This is a genomic window from Myxococcales bacterium, assembly GCA_023898405.1.
In the GTDB taxonomy this organism is placed as follows: domain Bacteria; phylum Myxococcota; class UBA727; order UBA727; family JABDBI01.
On record CP060221.1, the window covers coordinates 2,114,635 to 2,140,609 of the forward strand.

Below are 25,975 nucleotides of genomic sequence, written 5' to 3' on the forward strand. Positions count from 1 at the left end.
TTGTTGCTAGTCTTCGTTGATATCGAAATAATAATTTTCTCTAATATCATTCTCCAACCAACGCGCGCCAATAAATAAGTTCTGAATGCTTGGAATAACTCCTGTATTTTTGCTCACTTCGATAACAATGTTAATTTTATAAGGCAGCTTTAAACTTTTAAGTTGATAGACAATTTCGTGTGTGGAGTTTGGCTCGATTACTCCTAGAGTCCAGGGAAGAGTATCAACTTTGATTACCATAATATAATCGAGCAGCGTCAAGCGAGTATCAGGATCATGTTTTAAAAAATAACTTGCAGCATTAAGGTGAGTTGCATCCACCTTGATGTAATAACCTTCGTCGAGTGCAAGGTCATCTTGAACTATGAGACTTCCTAAACGCTGATCTAAAAGTTGTTTTAAGCTCTTAAACATTTTTTTGCCTCAAGGATAATATTTTTTATTTCTGCATTATTTATTTGACACTGCTGAATTACTTTGTTGGTTTTAATAATAGATAAATCTGAAAAAGTAATTTCATTATTTATTCTTTTTTTGCATCCACTCATATGCAAGATAAAATTTTTTTCGGGCAATAAAGGAAGATAATCATTTATTTTGAGAGCCAACTTTTTTGAAATACTTCCCCAAAGGATAAGCATGTTGGCTTCAAGTATTGAAGCAGTGTCGTAGCATAAGTAGTGACGGCTAAAATTTTTATGAGCAAAGTTTTTTGCCATCCTAGTGCAACATGTTGTTCCAAGTATTTGATAAATATTTAGGGGAATGAATGAAGTGGGAAGTAGAGTTTTCATATTTTTTTCTCCGATTTTTTTCTCCACCACCAAAATAAAAATGGAGTTACTATAGCAGAAATAATAATGATGTTTTGTTTGTCCTCAAGTTCAAGATTCATAGACAACAATAGGAATAATAAGGATATCCAAAGGTTGAAAAAAAGCATGATGGTGAAAAGAAAGTCATCTGGCAAAATAGCTGGACTGGGAGTTTTTTTAATGGCGTCTTTAGCACGTAAAAGAGCACGAAAAAGAAATATAAAAAGGATAACAAGAAAGAGAACGCTCAATGCTACGAATGTTTTATGTGCCATTGCTATCAACTAAAAACCTATTTTTAAAACCTTAGCACTATAAATATAGCAGCCTTAGGTTGCTTCAATAGCCAAGCTTAAGATTTTATTTTGATATCCCGAAGGAGTGTTTGTGTTTACCAACAAACAAATTGAAAATGCGCATTTACGTATAAAAGATAATATTGTGATAACCCCATGTATTTTTTCCCCTTATCTTTCGAAGCTTACTTCTGGGCAAGTGTATTTAAAACTCGAGAATATGCAGCACACCGGATCGTTTAAAGAAAGAGGTGCGCTTAACTTCTTGTTGAGCAAACAGTCTCTTTCTTTAAGGCATGTGGTAGCCGCATCAGCTGGTAACCATGCCCAGGCAGTTGCCTTTCATGCTCGAAGGCTGGGAGTTAAGGCAACCATATTTATGCCCATCGGCACTTCTAATACAAAAATTCTTCAAACGCAGAGATATGGCGCAGATGTAAAGCTCGTTGGGCAAAACTACGACGAGGCTTATTCTTGTGCCAAAGAATTTGCCATAGAACACGAAGCTGAATACGTGCATGCTTATAACGATGTAGAAATAATCACTGGGCAGGCCACTATTGGCCTTGAAATACAAAATCAGATAGGTGTACCTGACTATATGTTTGCTCCCATTGGGGGGGGAGGGTTATTTGCGGGTATTGCTAAATATTTTGCGAATTTATCAGGTATAAAAAAAGTACAGATGATAGGTGTTGAGGCAATGGCTTTTCAATCAATGGCTCAGGCGTTAGATAAAGGGAGCCCTTTTTCATTGGCCGGAGAAAAAACTATTGCCGATGGTATTGCCGTCCGTAGAGTAGGAGAGCTGACTCATAAAATTTGTGATGAGTTGCAACCAAAATTAGTTGGTGTGGATGATTATCAGATACAGCGCGCAATTATGTTATTGCTGGAACGGCAAAAAATTGTCACAGAGGGAGCTGGGGCAACAGCAACTGCTGGTATGTTGTTAGAGCGTTTTAAAGACGAATTGGTCGATAAAAAAATTGTTGTGATTGTTTCTGGGGGAAATATTGATATCAGTTTACTATCGCGTTTGACGGGACAGGAGTTAATAAATTCAGGTCGCTTGTGCCGTTTGTCTTTGATCATTAAAGATACGCCTGGTTCCTTGTCACATCTGTTATCAACCATAACGAAAGCATCCGGCAATATAGTGGATATTCAGCATGAACGTTCTTTTGCGGTTTTAAAATGGAATGAAGTAATGGTAATAGTGACTATCGAGACTAGAGATGAAATTCATGAACACAATTTATTGATGATGCTCGAACAGGAATCTTATAAAGTTGAAACTTTGATGGGGAATAGCGTTGTTGGCTGATGCAAATAAAAATTCAGCTTTCGTTGGGAAAAAAAGTTTGCCTATCGGGTGGCGGCTGTCATTATATGTTGCCGGTACCGGAAGCATTTTATGTCTGGGAGTTTTGCTCCTTTTGTTGCCATTTCAATACGGAAGAGTTGAACAAGACGCGATAATAGAAGCGCGCATTCTTGCAGAGGCAGTTTCTGCAATTTATCAAAGATTGGGCCCAAAAGAACCAAACGATATTGCTCGAAAACTGCTATTGAGAGTCGCTCGTACACCTCATATATCTCTTGTAAACGTGTATGATACGCAGGGAGTTGTGCGTTACAGTACAGACTCTCGAGAACTTGGAAGATTTGATGCTTTTCGTCCGGGGGTTACTAAGGAAGACAATCTCTTAAGTGTTACTCATCTGCTATCGAACCTAAATAATGGTATTGGCAGTGTTTCTGTTTTTATTGATCGCGATTTAATGTTTTTAGATACCCATCGACTTTTTGTGCAGGTTGGAATTGGGCTATTTGGCGTTATCTTAGTACTTTCTTTTTTAGTTAAGGGTTTGGTTGAGCGGCATGTAAGTTTTCGTTTAGCTCGCTTAATGCATTTTATTGAGGATGCAGAAAAAGGATCATTTTTGATACGAGCGGAAGTTGATCGCAATGATGAAATAGGTCATACCATAGTAGGATTTAATCAACTCCTCGGAGTGATTACTCAGATTGAGGCGCGTTCTTTGGAAAAAGAGCATAGCCTTCATGATGCAGAGGCGCAAAAAAATATGCGCTTAAAATTAGAAGAGACTTTGTTTCAGCTTGAACGTTCAAATGAACGACTTAATAGCAAGGTTCATGCTCAAGAATTGCTTATGGAAGCGGCGCACAGACTTGGGGGGACTTTGCAAAGAGAGTCGGTGGTTGATGGTTTGGTTAAGCTTATACAAGAAAAATTATCGTGGCCTCAATTTGCCCTATTCTTGCTTGAAAGCAAAAACCATGATCGGCATTTTTTAAGACTAGCTGCCACCTTAGGAATTAATAAAGGAAAAATTTCCCAACCGAGCCAAGTAATAATAGGGGAAGGTGTCGTGGGTATGGTAGCTCAAACAGGAGCTCCCATCATTATGGGCAATCTTGAAAAAGAAAAAAATCTAAAATTATGGCAGACTCTCGATCGCAGTGGAGTACCCTTGGAGCTTGGTAATAGCGGATCACTTATGGCTGTGCCGATGATTCATAAGGGGCGGGTGACGGGAGTGTTTTTATTTTTGTCTTCTGAAAACAGTGTTTTTGATAAAGAAGATGTTGATCTTATCGCCGCTTTGGCTGCGCAAACTGCTCTTGCCACAATCAATGCCGAGCTTTATGAAACCACATTGGAGTTGGCCACATCGGATCCATTGACGGGAATATTAAATCGTCGGGCGATGATGCGGCAAATAGAATTTGAGTTGACGAGAACCCAGCGGTTTAATAATGATCTTTCCTTGCTTTTGGTAGATGTAGATCATTTTAAAGCCTACAATGATCGTATGGGTCATGTTTTAGGGGATTTGGCCCTAAAAGAAATTGCGAGCGCTTTGAAGTCTTGTATTCGTAAAGTGGATACTGTGGCACGCTTTGGTGGCGAAGAGTTTTGTGTAATTCTTCCTCAAACAGATGAAAAAGCAGCTTCTGAGGTGGCCTTAAAATTATGTCATGCTGTTCGTGGTCTAAAATTGCGAGGAGCTGATAAACAAGCTTTGGGGCACTTATCCATATCCATAGGAATTGCGGTTATTTCTGGTAAAGCAGATATTTTGGACCGTGAGGGAATTTCAACCGAACTTATTGCTGCTGCTGATCAGGCCCTTTATCAGGCTAAGGGCTTGGGGCGGGATCGTTTTGTTGTAAATCGAGATTTTAGTTAGCAAATTTTATGTTTTTTAAATCCAAAAAAAAGATTTATAAACGTATTTTATTTAAAGGCCCAAAGTTTGGAGTAGTGGATTGTGGTGTTATCGAGTCAAGAAGAAAAAGAAGTAAGGCAAGTTATTGGATTTCAGCTTTCCTACAGTAAGCAAGATATCAAGGCCACGTGGGCGCTAGCCGCGGTTATTGTCGCTCTCTATCTTTTAGAAGAATACTTTGGCGGTAGCACTAACACTGCGGTGTTGGTGAGAATGGGGGCGAATGTAAAAAGTTTGGTTGCCGAAGGGCAGTATGTTCGTCTCATGTCCTCGGTATTTTTGCATGCAGGTTTTATGCATGTATTTTTTAATACTTACGTTTTATTTGCCCTGGGCGGGTTTTTTAATCGCATATTGGGTGAGGCAAAATATTTGATGATATTTTTTGCTTCAGGAATTGGTGGATCAATATCAAGTTTTTTTTGGGGCAAAGGCTTGGTGAGTGTAGGGGCGTCGGGAGCTCTTTGGGGATTATTTGGAGCAAGTGTAGGCTTAGCTTTTTTTAAAAATTCCATTATTCCTGATCTAATTCGCGTACGTCTAAGAAAAATAACCTTGATAAACTTAGCAATAAATTTAGGTGTTTCATTTTTGCCTATGGTAGATATGTGGGCTCATTTTGGCGGTGGTATCGCGGGTTTTCTTTTAAGTTTAGTGATAATTTTTAATAGTAAGAATAATTTTTTAAATCGCGTAAAAATATATTTTATCCGTATGTCAGCGTTGGTGCTTGCCTTAGCTTATCTCTACAGCATTATTTTTGTGATTATAAGCTTTAAACCGTGGACTAATAAATTTGATGCAAGCTTAGAGCAGGTTGCTTTAGAAGGTGTGCCATTTTCTTTAAGTTTACCTCTAGGGCTCACATTAAAAAAAAGCGAAGCTAAAGACCATCATCAAGTCTTTATCTTTGGGGATATTTCCCTTGATCAAATGATAATAGAATTGCAGTTTTTTAAAGATATGAGCCTTGGCCAAGGTTTAGCACGTGAGTGGTTGCAAACTCAACAAAGACATTTGCTTAGCGATGCAAAAGTAGGGAGCGACTTAAAACGAAGCATCGATTTCCGGACTCCTAAAAGTGGCCCGGAGCTATTTTATAAGCTTGAGCCTCAAAGTGCTTTAGCGGTTTTTACCTACATAATTGTTCGTGAATCTTATGTAATCAAAATTGCCGTAATCACTGAGTCATCAACTAAGCAAGCTCAAGTTGAAAATTTGGCTCATAGAATTATTGAATCACTGAAATCTTTTAGCAAAACTACTTAAAACTGCGGCATCCATATAAGCAATGTTAGATCTTACATATATTATTTTTGGTAAATCTGTATCTTTTGCTTTGGCAAAAAACATATTTAAGTGTTCTTTAAAATTATCTTTTTTATGATTATAACCAGTAGTTTTAATGAGTTTTTCATTTAAAAAATTTTTGTATAACTTGCTAGAATTTATGAAAACATAAGTGTTATTTAATGGGTTATAAGTAACTTTTTTATCCTGAAGTGCTTCTTGTTCAGTGATAAATTTAATTCCTGATAAGTTTATGTTTAATGTATTAAAAATAAATGAGAAATCACCTATATCACCCCAGCAAGTAGCCTCTGTTTCAAGTTCTTTTGCTTGATCTATCTTATTGAGTTTTCTTTTATTTGCAGCTAAAAAAGCACGCATAGCTTTATTTAAAACATTGTGAACTTCTTTATGATTTATAAAATCAAGAGATTTTTTAAAATCCATAGATTTGCTGATCCATTTAAAGGCATCTATAACCTTTTTATAATCATCACTTTTATAAAATTTTTCAAAATGTTCATATTTTTCTGCATTTTCTTTTGCAAGATTATCAAGAGTAGTTATGGATTTAGTGAAATTGTCCTTACCTGAATCTATTAAGTTAACAACTAAATTAGTTAAGGCTGAATAAACCCAACAAGAACCATTATGTTCAACTCTAAAAAGCACGTAACGTTTCATTATTTCAGGATAATAATCATTATAACCTTTGATTACTCTTGGGTCATTTGCTAAATTTTGTTGTGAATTATAAGTAACAATATTTTCTTGAGGACCAAGATTATCTGGCTTAGACCAGTAATTATCATCATTATTTTTGTTGTTGATTGCGGTTATCTTATTGTTTTTTAATGATTTATTTTCTTGTTGATCATTATTAATTAATTTATGGTTATTATTGTTGTTTAAACCGCATGAACTTAAAATTAAGGTATAAATAATAGAAAAAATAATTTTAATCAAGACAGTCTCCAAAGGTATAATTTTTTGTTTTCTATTTGTATTATATAATATTATATGATAAATAAGTTTTGTAAATATGGCTGTTGTGTTTTATGTGAATTTTGTAGCTGACTGAAAGAAGATATAAAAAGCCCCATTTTGAGGTGGGGCCATTCGAAGAAAAAGCAAGGAGCTTTGTTTACATAGAATCACTTTGAGCGAAAAGCTCCTGATTGTAGCTAATTTTTGCTTGGTCTTTGAGGTGAGTTAAATATTGTTGTACCAGTTCACGTCTACGAGGATAGGCAAGGTTAGATCTGATAGCATCTTTTTCTTCATCAAATTTGCTCATATCGGCTTCCTCTAAACTTTTGAGTCTGATGGCATAAAGCAAGCCGTTAGACTCAATGACCTCCTGAGCGCTTGGGTTTTTCATGTCCAATTTAAAAATGGTTCCGCTTATGTCATCGGCTTTGCCGAGTTTTTGAATGTACCGAGCTGAGCGATTAAAACTTGCTGTTTCATCTGCGATAGGGGAATTTCCACTCACAGCGGCAGCTGAATTTATTTTATTGATCAAGCCTGGAATATGCACATTTTTGAGCGGTACACCTTTTTGCAGCTGGGCAAGAGCTTGTGAAGCTGCTTGGTGGGCTTTGCTTTTTTGTTCTTGTTCTTTGATTAAAATCTCAGCGATTTCATTACGAGCGTTTTCCAGCGTTTGGGTGGAAGCATCCATTTTGTCGCTTACTTTGATGATGTGATAACCAAAGGGTGATTCTACTACATCACTTACTTCATTAGGCTTAAGAGCAAACGCTGCTTTGGAAAATTCTTCGACCATCATACCGGCGGTAAAAAATCCTAAATCTCCACCGCTTGCCTTAGTGCCCAAGTCATCAGATTCTTTTTGGGCAAGGGTTGCAAAATTTTCACCTTTTTTAATACGATCCAGCAAATCTTGAGCCTGAGCCTTTTTCTTTGACTTTTCTTCATCACTTGCATTGGAGGCAATTTTTATCAAAATATGGCTGGCTTTCACCTGTTCTTCTTTAACAAACTGACTGAGATGTTCGTTGTAATAGTTTGAGATTTGCTCTTCGTGTTCTGTTATAAATTTGCCAATTTCTTGAGGAGAAATAGCTCGTTGCGATGTGTAGTATTGAGGATTAATCTTGACAAATTCTACAACTGCTTTGGTGTTTTTATCGATAAACGATTGTTTTACTTCTGAATCAGAAACATAAAGAGCGGTACCCAAAAAATCAGCCATAAACTGGGCTATGGTTTCTTTTTCTACTAGTTTTTCAAAGTCTGAAACGCTTGTACCGAAAAAACTCAGTACACGTCTTTGATAGTCTTCTTTGTTAAAATCTTGTTCGCCAAATACACGTTCTTTAATTTCTTCGGCGAGGGTTTTAGCGCCGATACTTAGATGATTTTTACGGCCTAGCTGCGTGAGTAGTTCGCGAGAAATCAATTGTTCGAGAATTAGTTTTTTTAACCCATCCTTATTAGCTTGCTCTTCGCTGTAGTCTGGTCGAAATTGTTTTATGCGAGCAAACTGGTTAGCATAGGCTGCACGAAATTCCGCTAAAGATATAGTTTGGTTATTAACAATTGCTGCATAAGGCTTTCCGCCAGAAACATTTCCAGCCCATGGGCCAAAGTTAATGGCAAACACAAATATGATGATAGCGAATAAAAAAATCATGACCCAAGAGTTGGCGTTTCGCCTCATAAAATCAAGCATGAGAATCTTTCCTTTTTAACAAGCTTTTAAACTAAGCCCACAAATTTTTTTGTTAGAGCAAACTTTCTAGTCTATAAAAAATAAGGCCTCATTGTTGAACACAACCTTAATTTCTTTAGCTAAACTAAAATACTTACACAACACTTTTGAAGCCAGCTCTAGCTAAAGCTTTCGAATTAGCTTATATCAATATCATTTTGGCACAATGAGAGTGCGCTGCAAGCGATTTCTAATATGATTGACTATTTCAAGCAAGTGCTCATTTTAAAAGCTCTCAAATTTTTGTATAGGAAAACTAAGTCGCTCCAGTTGCGATAAATCGTTTTAGGGTGAAATGATGGCGAATTTTTTGCATAGTTGGCTGTCCAATGACATAGCCATCGATTTAGGAACATCGAATACGCTCTTTTTTGTGAGAGGTAAGGGAATTGTTGTAAATGAACCTTCTGTGGTCGCAATTCATCAAAATCCTTACAAAAAAGATCGCATGGTTGCTGTGGGAAAAGAAGCAAAAGAAATGCTTGGTAGGACTCCTCACAATATTTCGGCAATCAGACCAATTCAAAAAGGGGTTATTGCTGACTTTGATGCAACAGTGGCAATGCTGAGAAATTTTCTTACACGTGTGCACGGTAAAATGAATTTGATGAAACCCAGCGCTGTGATTGGAGTGCCCGTCGGTATAACCGAGGTGGAAAAAAGAGCAGTGCGTGAATCTGCTGAGTCAGCAAATGCTGGAGAAGTTTTTTTGATCGAAGAACCGATGGCTGCAGCTATCGGGGCGGGGATGTCGATCACGGAGCCCTTTGGTAATATGATCGTTGATATCGGAGGCGGTACTACCGAGGTAGCGGTGATTTCTTTGGGCGGAATTGTATATAGTCACTCTATTCGTATTGGTGGAGATAATATGGATAAGGCTATTATTAACCACGTCAAGAAACAGTATTCTTTATTGGTTGGAGAAAGAACTGCAGAAGAGATAAAAAAGAAGCTTGGTAGTGCTATTTATGATAATAATGAAGAGTCAATGATCATAAGAGGGCGCGATGTTATGGCTGGAGTTCCACGCAATGTGGAGATTAGGGCTCGTGAAGTGGTAGAGGCTCTTCAAGTGCCCGTGGCTTCAATTGTGGAAGCCGTGCGAATGAGTCTTGAAAGAACTCCACCCGAATTGGCATCAGACATCGTTGACCGAGGAATCATGTTGTCTGGTGGAGGAGCATTATTAAAAAACATAGATGTGTTGGTGCAAAAAGAAACTGGAGTGCCCGTCCATTTAGCAGCGGACCCTATTAGTGGAACGGTGTTAGGAGCAGGCAAGGTTTTGGAAGAAATCGATCAGCTTCGATTAGTTCTAAGAAATTAATTTGAGCCATTGAGTAAGGCGGGTGGCCGATGTGGTCATTATTGGAACGCGCAAAGAAATTAATTTTTATTCTCGTACTTAGCGTAATTCCTTTGGTTCTTCTTTATGTGCAGAGCAAGGATACTAAAATAAGATCAGTTTTTGTGTGGCCTGTGGTGCAGGTTGCAGGCGTGTTAGAAAAAGGTACTTTGGCTGTTACCGGTACCGTTTCTGATTTACTGTATCGCTATCTTTTTATAGTGGGCCGAAGTGAGGAGGTGCTTAGATTGAGAGCGGAGGTGCTTGAAAGTAGGGCTCTCAAAGCTAAAGTACAGGAACTTGTCAACGAAAAATCATCGATACTCGATCTTTATTTTCATACGCCGGATTTTCCTCAGGCAAAAAAAGAATTTGCTCGTGTCATTGCTCGGGTAGGGGCCCCAATGGCGCGGATGGTGCGCATCGACAAAGGAGGTAAACATGGTATCAGGCCATCGTGTCCGGTCTTAAGTCATGAAGGAGTTTTAGGACAAGTGCTAAGTGTTGCCCCCAATTTTAGCGATGTTTTATTAGTGAGCGATGCGTCAAGCGCTATTGAAGCAAAAATAGTGAGATCTGGGGCTCGAGGATTATTGCGAGGAATTACCAGTGGCGATGAATATTTGCTCGAGATACGTGATATTGAGGGGCTTAATTTAGTTCAGGAGGGTGATACCGTTGTAACAAGTGGACAAAATTCCTTTTTTCCCGATGGGATACCTATAGGTAAGATTATTGATTCATCAGCGAGTAGCGATGAACTTTATGTGTCTGCACGCATAAAGCCCTTTGTTCGTGTGGATCAAACTGAGTATGTTGTTATTGTTTTGGGAGATCCAAATGGGAAAAATCAATCTATGACTGCTCCTTGGCCATTTTCGGTTCAGTAATGAAAAAGATATTTTTAAGCGCGCTCACTGTGCTTGTATTTGCTTCGCTGTGGCCCTCTTTGGCTCGTTCACTGCCGTTGTGGCTTAATGTAAATTTTTTGCCGCCGATAATTTTATGTCTTGGACTGCGATACTTTCAGTCGATTGAAAGGGTGGTGCTATTTTTGATATGCGGTTTTATCATAGATGCCCTCAATGGTTTTTCGCTTGGTCTTAATATGCTTTTGATGCTTGGATTTTCTTTTTTACTGGGGGCAAGCAATGCATTTTTGGGTCGTATCTCTCGGCTAGAGCTCTGTTATTATGTGGTGGGTGTGTCATTTTTTTATCGCTTAATATTATTTTCAATAGAATCTATTTTTATGGGCAATAGGCAGAATATTTTAATATCACAATTTATTGTTGGACCATTGGTTGATGGGATAGTTAGTGTCATATTTTATTATTTTTTATTTCAGCTATTCTCTATGGCGAGGATAGTTGAATATTCTGACACAAAAGGGGAGAGTTTTGGAATATATTCATGAGCAAATTGTTTAACAGTAAAATATATATTTTTATTTGCTTTATGGCTGTGGCATTTTTTGTTTTATTGGCCAGGCTTTATTATTTGCAAGTCATAAAAGGCGAATATTACGTAAGGCGCAGCGAAAGTAATTTTATTCAAGAGCGCGTGATTAAACATAGTCGCGGGAAAATATTTGATGCAAACGGTAAGATACTCGTAGATAACCGTCTGTCTTATGATCTCTATGTTACCTTTGCTATGTTGCCGAACAGTTTAAGGTACTTGCGTTTGATTTCTGCTTCACTTGATTTGAGCAGGGCGGAGCTGGTCAATTTGGAAAAGGAAATTTCACTCAGAGCCGAAAATCAAGTGAGTGAAGAACTTTCTTTGCCAGGGTTGCTCAAAGAGAATGATTGCCACAAAATTGAAGAACTGCTCCATACACAGCTTATATCAGGGGTAAAAATAATTTATGATAATGCGCGTTCATGTTCACTAAAAATTAATAGTGTAGAATTTCCTAGCCACCAACAGGCCTTTCAAAACTTAGTGAAGTTATTGGGACACGAACGAGAATTTTTGAGTGAAAAATGGCAAAAGGCGCAAAGTAAATCGCAAGGGCTTGCACGTTTCAAACCCAACTTGCTGATAGCTGATATTGGTTTTGATAGCTATGCACGAATAGAAAATGCAATTTCTTTAGGAAAACTCTCAGGTATAAATGTAGTTTCCTCTAAAAAACGTCGCTATGTCTATGGTGATATGGCGACACATTTAATTGGTTTTCTTAATCAAGTAAGTTTGGATGAGTTGAAACAGTCGGGTGGTAAATATCGCTCGGGAGATTTTGTGGGTCGGAGAGGAGTAGAGGCGACCTATGAAAATGATCTAAAAGGCCAGGATGGAATTGAGCGTTTGGTCGTAGATGCTAAAGGACGCCGCTACAATAAAACATGGGAACAAGAGCTCATTGGAGATAATCGCATCATAGAGCCAAAACCGGGACTAAGCATCAAGTTAAGCATTGACGTCGAGCTACAAAAAGCAGCGCAGCAGTACTTTCAAGGTATTTCTGGTTCCGTGGTGGTTATGGATGCGCAAAACGGATTTATCAAGGCTTTAGCAAGTTTTCCTTCTTTTGATCCTAATATCATGTTGAAAGCAGATAACGGTGATCTCATCAAAGCGTTGATGGAGAACAAAAAGAGACCATTTCGTAATAAAGCTTTGCAGGATCACTACTCACCTGGCAGTACTTTTAAGCCTATTACAGCGATAGCTGGTCTGAGTAGGCATCTGGTAACAACAAGCTCCAGCTATCACTGTTCGGGAAGTTTTCGTCTTCATAGGACAACATGGCGATGTTTTAGGCGCTATGGTCATGGTGACACCAATATGCTCGATGCGCTTAAAAAATCATGCGATACATTTTTCTATGATTTAGGTTACCAGCTGGGACTCGATAACCTTTCAGATGTTGCTGCTGTTATGGGGTTTGGACAAAAGACAGATATAGCCTTGTTGGGAGAAAGCGCGGGCATCTTACCAAGCAGTTCATACTACAAAAAACGTTTAGGTTACGTTCCTCCTGGTGCCGTAGTAAATATGGCTATAGGCCAAGGAGATCTTAATATTACGCCTTTGCAGTTAGCAGTGGCCTATAGTGCTATAGCTAACGGTGGTGTCGTCTACCAGCCCCAGTTGGCCACAGAATTTTTAGATGAGAGCGGTGAGGTTGTGCAGAGTTTTCCTCCTATCATAAAATCAAAAATTTCAGATAGTTCCTACAATCTCAACGAAATTTTAGCGGCATTGGCCTTTGTTGCAGAGCCTGGAGGCTCAGCTTATGGTTTGAGGTATAAGCCAGAGTTTAGCGATATTTCTCAGTGGCTTAAAAAGAACAATTTGGGCGTAGTGGGTAAAACTGGAACTGCCCAGGTTGTTAAGTTGGCAAAAAATATAGACCATCTTTATGAGGTAGATAAAATTCCATACGAACAGCGTGACCATGCTTGGTTTGTGGGAATATTTCCCCGTGAAAAACCCCAAATTGTAACTGTGGTTATGACTGAGCACGGAGGGTTCGCTAGCTCTGTTTCAGCGCCAGTAGCGGTGCGTTTAATGAAAAAATGGCATGAGTTAACGCAATTAAATATCAATTCAAACGGAGAGTCAGTGCCTTGATCGATCGAAACGCCTTTAGGCAACTTGGCATGCGTATGCCCTTGTCAGTAATTTTACCTATGGTTGTAATAGTAGCCATGGGAGCTCTTAATCTTTCTTCAGCGGCACAAGCTACCCGGCCAGACTTGTATCTCAATCACATAAGTAAATTTGGTTTTGCTTTTGGGCTTATGATTGCGGTTGGGTTAATTCATACTCGTGTAATCCGGCGCATTGCCTATCCAGCATTTCTTTTCGCCTGCTTTTTACTGCTTATGGTGATTTTGGTAGGTGCAAGCGCAAAGGGAGCTCAACGTTGGCTTGTTATTGGTGGATTGCGCTTCCAGCCTTCAGATCCCGCAAAGATTGCTTTAGTCTTGGCTCTTGCTCACTACTGCTCGCACTACTGGCCTCAGAAAGGCTACACACTTTTTACTCTCCTGCGCCCTTTCAATATTTCTCGCCCTTTGGGTTATTTAATGGCGATAGTGTTCCTCCTAGTAAAAGAGCGGCACAGCTCAGAATTATTTAGTAATGAATTACTTAAGTCGAAGCTTGGGATGGCGGTCATGGCGGGACTTCTCATTATTGGGCTGGTTTGGTTATTCTTTGCCCTGCTTTTGCTTCGCCATGAAAAGTATCATTTTACTGCGTTTGTAGCGCCCATCGATATGGCTATGATTCCCTTTTTGTTAGTGGCTGTGGAGCCTGATCTCGGTACGGCACTGATTATCTTGTCCATTGCAGGAATTATGTTTTTGTATGTGGGGATTAGACCTTCTTCTTTGTTGATCGGTTTTGTTGGAACAGCGCTGGTGAGTGTGGGAGCCTATTTTACCTTGCTCAAAGATTATCAAAGGCAACGCATTCTCACTTTTATAAATCCTGAAGCAGATGTGCATGGAGAAGGTTATCACTCTATGCAATCCATCATCGCTATTGGCTCTGGTCGTATTACAGGAAAGGGCTTTGGCGAAGGTACGCAAACTCAATTGTCTTTCTTACCTGAAAATGCCACAGATTTTGTTTTTAGTGTATGGGCTGAAGAATGGGGCCTGGCTGCATCTTTATTATTGATAGTTTTTTATTTTTCAATGTTGGTATCAATTTTAAAAATGGCTCCTAGGGTAGAAGATAAATTTTCGCAACTTGTTTGTATCGGTGTTGCTGCAAGCATTTTTCTGCACGTTTTCATTAACATTGGCATGGTCACAGGGATATTGCCCGTGGTGGGTGTACCTTTACCCCTGATGAGTTATGGTGGCTCTGCGATGGTGACGACCTTGATCGCTCTTGGCTTGGTGGTAAATGTGGCTTTGTGGCGAGGGGCGAAGTAGTTAATAGACTTTTTTGTGTTGGACTTTATGCAAAGAAAAGTAAAAATTATTTGTACCTTAGGTCCTAGTTCCTATGACGAGGTTATAATTGAAGATTTAATTAAGTCTGGTATGAACATTGCCCGTCTTAATTTTTCTCACGGAGACCATGGATTTTATAGGATCTTGATTAATAGAATTCGTCATGCAGCAGCTAAACTAGGTGTACCTGTTGCTATATTACAAGATTTACAAGGGCCAAAAATCCGTGTTGGCAAAATGCCTGAAAGTGGGGTTGAGCTTCAAGACGGGCAGCATGTCTTCATTAGCATCGATGAAATGATTGGCAGCAGTCAACAGTTTTACACGCCTTATGCTGCAATAATTAATGATGTTGATGTAAACGATCCTATACTGCTTGATGATGGAAAAATTAGCCTTGTTTGTGAAAAGAAAGAATCGAGGCGCCTTTTTTGTAGAGTAGAACAGGGAGGAGTGCTCAAAAGCAATAAAGGAATTAATTTACCCCATTCAGCAACTTCCACTCCAAGCCTTAGCTCAAAAGATATTCGCGATCTTAACTTTGGTGCTCATGCAGGGGTGGATGCTGTGGCGCTATCCTTTGTGAGAAGCGCTCAAGATGTAATTAAGCTAAGAGCTGAGCTTGCCTCTACCAAAACTAGGCCTCTTATTATAGCAAAGCTGGAAAAACAGCAGGCCATTGATGACTTGGAAAATATTTTGCGAGTAAGTGATGGGGTTATGGTGGCCAGAGGAGATTTGGGGGTTGAGATGCCCGCTGAAAATGTACCTTTGGTACAAAAAAGAATTATTGAGAGAGCGCTTGCCCACGGAAAAACAGCGGTTGTTGCAACGGAAATGCTCGAATCTATGATAACCCAGGTGCGTCCTACCAGAGCAGAAGCGAGCGATGTAGCAAATGCAGTTCTCGATGGGACGGATATGCTCATGCTCTCTGCTGAGACTGCGGCAGGAGCTCATCCTATCAAAGCAGTTTCTATGATGAGTAAAATTGCCCGACACGTTGAAGAAAGTAATCGTGCAAGTTATTGGAGAACCAGCCGTCTCGTTCTTCAGCAAGAAAAACGAGATATTCAAAACACCATGTGTTTAGGTGCGGTGCAGGCCTGCGAAGTGTTAAAGGCAAGTGCTATCGTCATGTTTAGCAATTCAGGAATGACTGCCCGCATGGTTAGCGCTTATCGCCCGCAAAAACCTATCATCGCTTTTGTTCCCGATGCCATAGTTCAGCGTACCTTAGCTTTTTCATGGGGCGTGAGAGCTTTTGTTTTAAAAGCTCCGGAACGAAGTATGGAGTTATTTGCAAGTATCAATAAGCAGTTATTAGAAACAGGAGAGTTTCAGGTTGGGGAGCGAGTTATAGTTCTCACCAAAATCCCTTTGCGTTCAAAAGAACATACTAATACCGTGCATGTTCATACTTTAAAAAGTGTGCTGTCTCACTAAGAGTCTGAAAAAATTAACGATCAGAGTGCTTTCCTTTCTTTAATAATGTAAATAACTTTTATAGCTTTTTAATTGTTTGACAAGAGCTACCTAACCACTAAATTTTGCTGTTCTAATTTTGTTGGTGGTTATTATGCTAGGCAGAATGAAAGAAACAGTACAATTTTATTTTCAAAATAGTCTTTAGATTTGTCTATGAGAGTTCAGCTTAGAGACTTTAGCAAATAAAACTCTAAACAGGATTGGTTAAAAGATTTTTTACAGCTTCTTAAGAAAAACTCAGCATAATTCAGTAAACCCGCTTTTTTTGGCAAAAAAATTATCCCATAAGGCTTGTGAAAGATTTTGCTAAAGTAAAAATTGGGGTCCGTAATGGAGAAAAAATTTTTTGTATCGATGTTAATTCTATGTGCTTCAGCTCACTTATCGGCCAAAACCTTAGGTGCTCAAAAATTTTGTTATGTGGATTTTAATACTGCTATTGCCCGCGAAGCCGAGGCGCAGAATTATTTACAAGGCCTTGAAACAGCAGAGAATGATATCAATAATGACGAGCAAAAAGCTCGAGCAGATATTGAAAAGAAAATGACCGATTTTAGATCCTCCATGGCATCTTTGAGCGAAAAAGCGCGTCAGGAAAGAGAAGCTAAGTTGAGTGCTGAAATCTCTCAGCTTCAGCAGCAATTTACTCAACGCCGCATGGAGCAAAACCAAAAGCGAGAACAAATATCTCGACAACTTGAAGCAAAAAATAAATTACTGATCGATTCTTTGGCGAGAAACAATAACTGTGACATAACTTTTAACGCCGCAGCAATTGTAAGCGTTTCTGATGAAATGAAACAAAATGATCTAACACCAAAATTGGTTGAATCATACAATAAAGCTTATCCGGTTAAAAAAGATTCAAAAACTTCGCCAAAGACTTCTGTAGCCCCTAAGGCACCTGTAAAAAAATAAATGCTTGCTAGTGAAATTGCCCATGCGATTAATGGGCGCCTGATCGGTGACGATGCGCAGTTGTGCCAGTTAGCGCCCCTGTTTCAGGCATCACAAAATGATTTAAGCATACTTGCTTGGCCGCATGACGTTGCACTAGCCAAAAAGGGCCATTTTGCAGCATTAATCATTCCAAGCGATTGGGCCGCAGATTATTTATTAGATATCAATAAAACGGTGATTGTTGTCGAAGATTTTTTGGCGGTTTTTTTAAGCTTAAAAAGCTTTTTTAAAAAACATCTCAAAATAATCACAAAAAATATTTCCCCAAGTGCGCGCTTAAACCAAAAGGCCGTTATTGGTGAAGCTGTTATTGGGCACAACACAAGAGTAGATGCTCATGCATGTATTGGTGATGGTGTTTTCATTGGGGAGGACTGCCACATAGGTTTTGGGGTAGTTATTCATGATGGCGCACACATTGGCAATAATGTGGTGATTGGCGCCAATAGTGTTATTGGCGCTGAAGCTTTTGCTCCCTATGGCTATGATGAAGCTGTTTTATTGCCTTCTTTGGGAAGTACTGTCATTGAGGATAATATCCGCATTGGGTCCCTTTGCAGTGTCGCTCGCGGCTTGATTGGAAAGACTATAATAAAAAAAGATACCCTGGTTGATAATCAGGTACACGTTGGGCATGATGCGCGCGTTGGTAAAAACGTTGTGATTGCGGGGCAGACTGCCTTGGCAGGATTTGTTGACATTGGTGATGCTGCAACTTTGGGCGGGCAAGTTGGAGTTGCCCCTCACGCTGTGATAGGTCAAGGGGCGCGAGTCAGTGGAAAATCATTAGCTCGCGGTGTGATTGCTCCACATGAAATCTGGTCTGGTAATCCGAGTTTGCCTCATAAAGTTTATTTGCAAGAATACGCGCGCATCTCAAGAAGATATCGAGTGAAAAATGAACGAAAATAAGACTATTGATTTTGAAGCTATAAAAAAAATATTACCCCATCGCTATCCATTTTTATTGGTCGATAGAGTATTGAGTGCAAACAAAACAAGTATTTGTGCTCTGAAAAATGTGAGTGCCAATGAGCCATTTTTTAACGGACACTTTCCTGATTTTGCCGTAATGCCCGGAGTCTTACAAGTTGAAGCAATGGCGCAGGCGGCGGGTTTAATGCTTGCTCTTAATGGCGATTTTGATACGAAATCACAAATCGCTTTTTTGGCTGGTGTTGATAATGCAAAATTTAAACGGCAAGTTGTGCCAGGCGATCAACTCCTCATAGAAGTTGAAATTATCAATCAAAGAAAAAATCTTCTTAAAGTTCAAGCAAAAACCAAAGTTGAAGATCAAATCGCTTCTTCGGCTGAAATTATCTTGGTGAGCAAATCATTATAAGCAGGAGTTTTTATGTCAAATGTGAGTGCAATCGATCGCATAATGAGTGAGCGACGACAAAAAGGCGAAGAGTTAAAAAAAATTGGGCAAGACCCTTATGCTAATGGTTTTATTCCTACAATTACTACCGATAAATTTGCTTATAAATATAGTGAGCTATCTAAAGAAGAGCTTGAAGAGTGTAGCGAGAGCTTTCTGATGGCTGGCCGTATCATGGCCGTTCGTAATATGGGAAAAGCTGCTTTCATAAAGCTGCAAGATCGCCACGGACAAATTCAACTTTTCCTACAAAAAGATGCCATCGGAGAAAATAATTTCCAAGCTTTTAAGCTGAGTGATGTGGGAGATATTGTTGGAGTAAGCGGTACACCTATGAAGACTAAAACGGGTGAACTTTCCCTCAAACTCGATAGTTTTAGCATGCTGACTAAATCCCTAAGGCCGCTGCCTGAAAAATGGCATGGTCTAAGCAATGTCGAACACCGTTATCGGCAGCGTTATCTGGATCTCATTGTCAATGAAAAGACCCGCAAAATTTTCAATGCTCGCTCAAAAATTATTCGCGGTATTCAACATTTTCTCGATGAGAGAGATTTTATGGAGGTTGAAACTCCGATCTTGATGGATATTGCTGGTGGAGCTGAAGCTAAACCATTTTTGACTCACCATAATACTCTTGGTGAAGATCTTTCCCTTAGAATTGCAACTGAGCTTCATTTAAAGCGCTTGGTTGTTGGCGGGATTGAGCGGGTCTATGAAATTGGCAGATTATTTCGCAATGAAGGTGTAAGTACCAGGCACAATCCTGAGTTTACCACCATAGAATTTTATCAAGCGTATGCAGACTACAAGGATTTCATGGATTTAAGTGAGGAGCTTTTTCGTAAGCTTGCCTGGGAGGTAAATCAAAGCCATGTTGTAAAGTTTCAAGATCATGAGATCGATTTTTCCAAGCCATTTCGAAGAGTTCCTATCGCACAACTGGTAGCAGAACATTTGGGCTATAACGAAAAACAAACCCAAGAGCTCATAAATATTTCTTCAGTAGAGCAAGCGCTTTTGCTCTCTCATGGGCATTTGGTGAGCGATGAGGAAGCGATTGTTATTTGTCTTAAGGAACTAAGTCACGACGAAATGAATAGCATTTTGTCTTTTTGCTTTAAGGATGAGCCTGTAGTAGAAGGAAGTGATGCTATGACTCATGCCAAGAGAATCTGCAAAGACTTCGCAAAAGATCTAAGCATGATCGGAAAAGCTCTTGATCAAGCTTTGAGTCACGAAAGAAAAAGAAGGCTTGCTTTGCATTTGTTGTATGGCGTTTTCGATCATGAAGTTGAAGAAAAAATAATCCAGCCTACCTTTATTACCGATTTTAGTGTTTCAGTTTCACCCTTGGCTCGAAAGCGGGATGGTGATAGTGCCGTGGTCGATCGTTTTGAGCTGATTATTGCCAAAATGGAAGTTGCCAATGCTTTTTCAGAGTTGAGTGATGCTGATGATCAGCGAGCACGCTTTGAAAAACAAATGCAACAAAAAAGTATGGGTGATGAAGAAGCGCCTGATCTCGACGAAGATTATGTCAATGCACTTGAGTATGGCATGCCTCCGACGGCTGGCCAAGGCATTGGCATTGATAGATTGGTAATGATTTTAACCGATAGCCCTTCCATACGAGAAGTTATCTTGTTTCCTAAAATGAGAAAAAAATCCTAGTCGCACAAATAAATTATTTTGCTCGATAAAATGGGAACAAACATTATGGTGAGTGAACTGTTCTATCAATCGGCAATCATAAATGCCATGGTTTTTTTGTGGCTGGCTTCGGCTTTAAGCACGGCACGCATTATGTTGCGATGTGATAGAGGTATCTCGGTATCTTTATTGATGGCTTTGTTTTTTGGCCCTTTAGCCATGATTGCTGCATGGCTCTACGAGGCATGGTATTTTAAAAAACAATCTAAAAAACTTATGCAGCCTAAACAAACTCTCAGAGTTTATGCTTCTATTTTTTTAGCTTCTATTTTTGCTATCGCTTTATTTCATTGGTTTTATGTAAGCAATAGTTTTCAAGTGACCACTTCTAGTGAAGCTTTGATGGGGCATATAGGCATTTTCTTAATCATAGTGGGATTTCTTTGTGGTAGTGCCCATGCTTTGATCACTCATCGTGTAGCTTTTTTTGAGACGTGCTGGACCACTTTTTTTCTTTCTCTTTATGCGCTGAGTCTAGGTGAGTGGGCTAATAATGTTTTCTCTTACGGAACTTCGCTTGCTTATTTTTCAGCACTAACACTGACGGCAAATTTTTTATTTTTTATATTTTCTACTTTGGGCGGTGCCTTAGGGTATTTGTTTTGTGGTGAGAGGCGCATTAATTTTTCCTATGGTTATGAATTTTTTATTGGCATGCGTTTTTTGATGACAAAACGGAGCAGTCAGGTTGTTTCGCTTATCTCGGTCATTTCTGTTTTTGCAGTCATGATCGCGTGCTGTGGCATGATAGTTGTCATGGGAGTGATGAACGGCTTTACCTTTGATTTACGAACAAAAATTTTAGGGGCCAATCCTCATCTGATGGTGCTTAAATACGGAAAAGATTTTCGAGAGTACAAAGATATTGTTCAAAAAACAAAAGATCTAACTTGGGTGGTGAGCGCAAGCCCTTTCATTGTTAATGAGGCGATGATTTCTAAGGATAAAAATTTATCCAGTGCTTTGATTACAGGAATTGATCTTAATAATAGCGATAAAACTCATTTGTTACGCTATGTGAGCCAAGAGACCCTCAACTACTTAAATCACGAAGAAAAAATTCCTGTTGTACATGAAATAAATATGCATGGAAATCTTGGCAAGATTTTGGATGACAAAGTAGCTGTCAATGAATTGCCCGGAGTTATCCTTGGTAAAGAGATGGCTAAGGAACTTCAGGTTTTTGTAGGGGATAGCATCAATATCATTAGCCCTATCGGTGATATAGGACCAACGGGCCCCATTCCCAAGGCAAAAGCTTTTAGAGTTGCCGGTTTTTTTGATTCAGGCATGTATGAATACGATGCAAAATTTGCCTACATTAAACTTGAGGCGGCGCAAGAATTTTTTAATTTAAAATCCCTTGTAACAGGTATTGAGTACAGGCTAAGCGATGTAGAAAAAACGCGCGAGGTGGCTTTGCAAATTGACAATGCCATTGGCGGCTATCCTTTTTACACTCGTGACTGGATGCAGATGAATCGCAACATGTTTTCAGCTCTACAATTAGAAAAAATCGCTATGCTAATTATTTTGGGTACGCTCATTTTTATGGCGAGCCTTTTAATATTGGTGACCCTGATCATGGTGGTGATGGAAAAAGGAAAAGAAATCGCTATTCTTAAAAGCATGGGTGCGACCGATGCATCAGTGATGAAAATTTTTGTAAGCTATGGTCTTTTTGTAGGGGGGCTGGGAGCTATTCTTGGTGGGATGTTAGGTTTAGGGATCTGTTGGCTGATAGATAAAATTGGTATCAGGCTTGACTCAGATATTTATTATTTTTCTAAAATCCCAGTGAGGATTGAAAGCGTTGAAATTTTATTGGTGATATTGGCTGCTATTATTATTAGCTTTTTAGCAACCATACCTCCATCTTTGTTTGCTGCCCGCCTAAAACCGGTTGAAGGTTTGCGCTACGAGTAAAGCACATGAATGTTGAAATAAAGAACCTATCAAAAAATTATTATCTCAATGGCATAACGATTCCGGTTTTAAAAAATATTAACGTGTCAATTGCTCAAGGTGACCTCATATCGCTGACAGGTCCATCAGGTGCAGGAAAAAGTACTTTTTTGCATGTGGTTGGCACCCTTGATACTCCCACTTTAGGAACAATCACCTATGATTTTGCCAATATCATGCATTGGTCAGAGGCTAAAATTGCTGACTTTCGCAATGAAAATATTGGTTATGTTTTTCAGTTTCATCATTTGATGAGCGAGTTTAGCGCTGTAGAAAATGTGATGATGCCGCTTATGATGCGCAGAGTCTCTAAGAATAAAGCCTATCCTAAAGCTTGTGAAGTTCTTGAGTATGTAGGGCTTGGCGATAGGTTGAGCCATAAACCAGGAGAACTTTCAGGTGGGGAGCAACAACGAGTAGCACTAGCTCGGGCCCTGGCTCATGAACCACGGTTATTGTTAGCCGACGAGCCAACCGGTAATCTCGATGATAAAACTGGGCACCATATTATTGAACTTATAAAAAAATATAATGAAGAAAAAAAAGTGACGGTACTGTTGGTGACCCACAATAAAGCTATCAGTGATTCTTTTCATAGAAAATTTTTTCTTGATAAAGAAAATTTATATGTCGCTTAGATTAGAATTTTTTCATAAATAATAGGGCGTGAATAAGTTTGCAGAATAAAACTCTGAAATTTAGCAGTTAATAAAGTATTTAAATTTGATATTAATACACAGTAAAATAAGAATAAAAACTGCTGATTAAGATGAACACTGCAAAATAGAACATCAATCTCAAGAAATACAAAATTATCCGAATAAAAAGAGATTAGAGTTATTGGCAAATATCAAGTTGCCAAGACGAGAAAATAGCGCAAAAGAAAAGCGTCTTAATTCTATAATCAGTTGCGCTATGCTGTTCCATCAAATGATGTCCAAAAAATTATTAAGGGAAATATGGTGAGCATTGAGTAGAAAGATCTAGTATTCAAAGCGCTTTTTGAAAGAAATGATGAAACTTAACAATAGTGATCCCTGAAAAAGATCTCTATTGAACCCAACGGATGCTTAAAATTTCATCACTTTTTAGACTTATAAAAATTTTTCTTTTGCTCTTCTTGTTCTTTTTTTACTTCTTTTTTGTATTCATCCAAGGCGCACATAGCATCCGACAGTGATGCATGAATGGAAAGTTCAACCATAATGAAAAAGGCAAGGTGACCTTTGGGAACAATATAATATGCTGAACCATCTATTTCTTTGATCAAATCCTGAACTTTTAAAAGTCCTGGGATAGCTATGATATCGGTATCGGGAAGGCCTAGCTTTTCTTGCACGATATCAAAATTGTGATTACCCGCGTTTGTTGCGTGCCAAAGCCCCGTAAAATGTGGAGGAATAGCTTTGCTTTGGGCAAAACTTATAATAGATCCAGAAGTTACTAAATTTTCCTCAGCGTTTTTTGCTGATAACTCGCTGTCATCAATTCCTCTGGTAGAAATATATATTTTATACTCAGGGCTTGGGATATTGAGCGTGTTATTTTCTATTTTAAAATTTACGGAGTTGATACTAAATTTTTTATTTTTTGGCTCGATAAAATTTTTGCTGCATTTTTTTGAGTTAAGTTGTTCTCGTAGGTTATCTAAGTTGTAGTGCGTGCCAGTAAAATTCTGATCTTTGTATTCAAGAGCTACTTGTTGAGCTGTTTCGGAAAATTTAACGTCGAGATTTACATCCCTACATTGTTTTATAAGTGGATTTGGGTTGTCTTTGGCATAGATGCTTGGCGTAATAATACGCTTAGGGACGAGGTTATGGTTGAATTGGCCCGTGAGCCACTTATTAAAAGCTTTTGTGCAATCTGCTTTCTTAACTTTACCAGGGCTGTCTGGCGCATCTGGTTCGGCAAGTTTGGCTTGCTTTAATCGATTGAGCAATTTAGTAGTCATTTCGCTTACTTTATCTTCATGTATAGAGATAAAATTCTCGAGCGTTACTTCAATAGGTACTTTTGCGCATGAAAAAAATAAAAATGCGGGCACCACCACCGCAAGCCTCAAAATAATTTTTGAATCAGCCATCTAGGGTTCCTTTGGGTAAAAGAATAAAACCTACTATACAAATTCATTCTACAAATTTCATTTTAACACGCCAAAAGCATTATTTTTTTGCAAAATAAACTTTGCTTGCACCTGGGTTTTCCAAGCATTTAATTTGTGCAATAGAGCTTTCGTATCAGCTTTTGCTATATCTGGTCTTTGTTTTTTATCAAGCCACTGCAAGAGAGCCTAAGGCGCTAAAACATCCTTCTCCTTTTTGCGTATGGGATGAGTTCGTCAGAAGCTGAATATTGATTTCAACTTTTAATGGGAGTTTTCATGGCCATGGTTTCTTCACTGCCAGTCCTGGCTGATTTTGGAGTGATTTCAACCCTTATCCTATTTTCTCATTTACTGAGAAGTAAAATAAAATTTTTACAAAATACTTATATCCCTAGCGCTATCATTGCAGGTTTATTGGCATTGGTTGGTGGACCTCAGTTTTTAGATATTTTGCCTTTCAGCGAAATTGATGGGCAGCAGAATATAGCATCATATCCATCGTTTTTAGTGGTGCTCCTCTTTGCTACTTTATTTTTAGGGAAGCGCAAGAAAAAGATTTCTGTAAAGAAAACTATTGAACATGCTGGAGATACATTTTTTTTCAACTTAGCTTCTATTTTAGGGCAGTATGGCTTCACATTATTATTTGGAGCTTTGTTTCTTTATCCTATCTTTAGCTACCTTCCCAAAGGTTTTGTTTTGCTTTTGCCTGCAGGTTTTGTTGGGGGGCATGGTACTGCTGCGGCGATCGGTTCGGTATTTGAATCTTACGGGTTTGAAGGTGCTCTGAGTATTGGCTATGCTTCCGCTACTGTTGGTATTTTGGTTGGAGTTTTGGGCGGTATGATTCTCATAAATATTGGGACTCGCCTGGGGTGGACGCGCCTTGTGCAATCAGTCCAAGAAATGCCCATCAGTATGAAGACCGGTTTTGTTCCCGAAGAAGAACAACCTTCGATGGGAAATGAAACAGTGAGTCCTATCGCGCTTGATCCGCTTACTTGGCATATTGCCATTGTTATCTCTACCGCTGTTGCTGCTTATAAAATTAGTGGAATTGTGCAAAATCTGTTGGGCATAAGTGTGCCGGTTTTTTGTGTGGCCTTGCTTACGGGAGCTGTGATTCAAAAAATAATGAACCTTATAAAAATTGGCCGTTATGTAGATCGAACAGTTATTCACCGGATTGGCTCTATGGTTACTGATTTCTTGGTGGCTTTTGGAATTGCGTCTATTTCTGCCAAACTTGTTATTAATTTTGCTTTACCTCTTATGGCCATGTTCACTTTTGGCACTTTATTAACACTTTTTATGGTGTGGGTTATCGGAAGACGTGTGTGCCGCAATTTTTGGTTTGAGCGATCTATGTTGTTGTTTGGCTGGAACACGGGATCAGTAGCCATGTCTATGGTTTTGGTTCGCGTTCTTGATCCAAGCATGAAATCTGGTGTTCTTGAAGATTTCGGTATTTCTTATTTTGGGGTCGCATTTGTTGAGATTGCCATTATTAGTTTGGTTCCTCATTTGGTGATGCAGGGAATAGTAGCGTGGCCAATCGCTGTTTTGGTGGGAGGGTTTTTAGCATGCTTGCTACTTTCTCGTCTTTTAGTTGGTTGGGCAGGGCCTTCACCCACGGCATTGCGCGAGGGAGAAGCAAAAGTTATGGGTGGCGATTTTGCCGACGATTGAGTTTTAG

At 39.1% G+C, this 25,975-nt stretch carries 22 protein-coding genes; 16 read left to right on the forward strand and 6 right to left on the reverse strand.

From position 1 onward, the window contains the following. Positions 1-6: 6 nt before the first annotated feature. The 3 genes from H6731_09630 to H6731_09640 are packed head-to-tail and all read right to left on the reverse strand — an operon-like array spanning position 7 to position 1,090. Positions 7-414, reverse strand: coding sequence for an NADH-quinone oxidoreductase subunit C (locus H6731_09630; protein ID USN50507.1), 408 nt, complete (start codon positions 412-414; stop codon positions 7-9). Beyond that, positions 399-794 carry a hypothetical protein gene (locus H6731_09635; GenBank protein ID USN50508.1) on the reverse strand — a complete coding sequence of 132 codons (396 nt, stop codon included), beginning with the start codon at positions 792-794 and terminating at the stop codon, positions 399-401. The genes H6731_09630 and H6731_09635 overlap by 16 nt, the downstream gene beginning before the upstream one ends. Then, the gene (locus H6731_09640) at positions 791-1,090 is read right to left on the reverse strand and encodes a hypothetical protein (protein ID USN50509.1); all 300 of its coding nucleotides are present in this window, start codon (positions 1,088-1,090) and stop codon (positions 791-793) included. Before H6731_09640 ends, H6731_09635 begins: the two co-directional genes overlap by 4 nt. 112 nt (positions 1,091-1,202) lie before the next feature. Between H6731_09640 and ilvA the strand changes: the two genes are divergently transcribed. The 3 genes from ilvA (at position 1,203) to H6731_09655 (ending at position 5,637) form a co-directional block, all read left to right on the forward strand. Next, positions 1,203-2,438 carry a threonine ammonia-lyase gene (gene ilvA, locus H6731_09645; GenBank protein ID USN50510.1) on the forward strand — a complete coding sequence of 412 codons (1,236 nt, stop codon included), beginning with the start codon at positions 1,203-1,205 and terminating at the stop codon, positions 2,436-2,438. Then, positions 2,431-4,329 (forward strand): diguanylate cyclase, encoded by a 1,899-nt coding sequence (locus H6731_09650; protein USN50511.1) that lies wholly within the window; start codon positions 2,431-2,433, stop codon positions 4,327-4,329. Before ilvA ends, H6731_09650 begins: the two co-directional genes overlap by 8 nt. Positions 4,330-4,410: 81 nt before the next feature. Beyond that, complete coding sequence (locus tag H6731_09655; GenBank protein USN50512.1) at positions 4,411-5,637, forward strand: rhomboid family intramembrane serine protease; 1,227 nt, start codon at positions 4,411-4,413, stop codon at positions 5,635-5,637. Here the strand turns inward: H6731_09655 and H6731_09660 are convergent. Together H6731_09660 and H6731_09665 are read right to left on the reverse strand one after the other, a co-directional pair. Further along, positions 5,608-6,624: a hypothetical protein gene (locus tag H6731_09660; GenBank protein ID USN50513.1), complete on the reverse strand. Its 1,017-nt coding sequence runs from the start codon at positions 6,622-6,624 to the stop codon at positions 5,608-5,610. The two genes, H6731_09655 and H6731_09660, sit on opposite strands and share 30 nt — an antisense overlap. A 178-nt stretch (positions 6,625-6,802) precedes the next feature. Continuing rightward, the gene (locus tag H6731_09665; protein USN50514.1) at positions 6,803-8,356 is read right to left on the reverse strand and encodes a peptidylprolyl isomerase; all 1,554 of its coding nucleotides are present in this window, start codon (positions 8,354-8,356) and stop codon (positions 6,803-6,805) included. Positions 8,357-8,693: 337 nt separating this feature from the next. Between H6731_09665 and H6731_09670 the strand changes: the two genes are divergently transcribed. The 12 genes from H6731_09670 (at position 8,694) to H6731_09725 (ending at position 22,810) form a co-directional block, all read left to right on the forward strand. Beyond that, positions 8,694-9,725: a rod shape-determining protein gene (locus tag H6731_09670; GenBank protein USN50515.1), complete on the forward strand. Its 1,032-nt coding sequence runs from the start codon at positions 8,694-8,696 to the stop codon at positions 9,723-9,725. 29 nt (positions 9,726-9,754) lie between these two features. Next, entirely contained in the window at positions 9,755-10,633 is an 879-nt protein-coding gene (gene mreC, locus H6731_09675; GenBank protein ID USN50516.1) for a rod shape-determining protein MreC, read from the forward strand. After that, a complete protein-coding gene (locus H6731_09680; protein USN50517.1) occupies positions 10,633-11,160 on the forward strand; it encodes a hypothetical protein in 528 nt (175 codons plus the stop codon). The genes mreC and H6731_09680 overlap by 1 nt, the downstream gene beginning before the upstream one ends. Further along, the gene (gene mrdA / locus H6731_09685) at positions 11,157-13,325 is read left to right on the forward strand and encodes a penicillin-binding protein 2 (GenBank protein ID USN50518.1); all 2,169 of its coding nucleotides are present in this window, start codon (positions 11,157-11,159) and stop codon (positions 13,323-13,325) included. Before H6731_09680 ends, mrdA begins: the two co-directional genes overlap by 4 nt. After that, entirely contained in the window at positions 13,322-14,641 is a 1,320-nt protein-coding gene (locus tag H6731_09690; protein USN50519.1) for a rod shape-determining protein RodA, read from the forward strand. The genes mrdA and H6731_09690 overlap by 4 nt, the downstream gene beginning before the upstream one ends. 27 nt (positions 14,642-14,668) lie before the next feature. Further along, positions 14,669-16,108 (forward strand): pyruvate kinase, encoded by a 1,440-nt coding sequence (gene pyk, locus H6731_09695; protein ID USN50520.1) that lies wholly within the window; start codon positions 14,669-14,671, stop codon positions 16,106-16,108. Positions 16,109-16,480: 372 nt separating this feature from the next. Beyond that, entirely contained in the window at positions 16,481-17,068 is a 588-nt protein-coding gene (locus tag H6731_09700; GenBank protein ID USN50521.1) for an OmpH family outer membrane protein, read from the forward strand. Next, positions 17,069-18,022, forward strand: coding sequence for a hypothetical protein (locus H6731_09705; GenBank protein USN50522.1), 954 nt, complete (start codon positions 17,069-17,071; stop codon positions 18,020-18,022). After that, on the forward strand, positions 18,009-18,455 hold the full coding sequence (gene fabZ, locus H6731_09710) for a 3-hydroxyacyl-ACP dehydratase FabZ (protein USN50523.1): 447 nt from the start codon (positions 18,009-18,011) through the stop codon (positions 18,453-18,455). The genes H6731_09705 and fabZ overlap by 14 nt, the downstream gene beginning before the upstream one ends. A gap of 12 nt (positions 18,456-18,467) precedes the next feature. Next, complete coding sequence (locus tag H6731_09715; protein ID USN50524.1) at positions 18,468-20,168, forward strand: lysine--tRNA ligase; 1,701 nt, start codon at positions 18,468-18,470, stop codon at positions 20,166-20,168. Between the two features lie 45 nt (positions 20,169-20,213). After that, complete coding sequence (locus H6731_09720) at positions 20,214-22,133, forward strand: FtsX-like permease family protein (GenBank protein USN50525.1); 1,920 nt, start codon at positions 20,214-20,216, stop codon at positions 22,131-22,133. Positions 22,134-22,138: 5 nt separating this feature from the next. Continuing rightward, the gene (locus H6731_09725; protein ID USN50526.1) at positions 22,139-22,810 is read left to right on the forward strand and encodes an ABC transporter ATP-binding protein; all 672 of its coding nucleotides are present in this window, start codon (positions 22,139-22,141) and stop codon (positions 22,808-22,810) included. A gap of 443 nt (positions 22,811-23,253) precedes the next feature. On the opposite strand, the gene H6731_09730 is transcribed toward H6731_09725, so the two are convergent. Continuing rightward, positions 23,254-24,258: a hypothetical protein gene (locus H6731_09730; protein ID USN50527.1), complete on the reverse strand. Its 1,005-nt coding sequence runs from the start codon at positions 24,256-24,258 to the stop codon at positions 23,254-23,256. Positions 24,259-24,555: 297 nt separating this feature from the next. Between H6731_09730 and H6731_09735 the strand changes: the two genes are divergently transcribed. Beyond that, complete coding sequence (locus H6731_09735) at positions 24,556-25,968, forward strand: sodium:glutamate symporter (GenBank protein USN50528.1); 1,413 nt, start codon at positions 24,556-24,558, stop codon at positions 25,966-25,968. Positions 25,969-25,975: the final 7 nt, after the last annotated feature.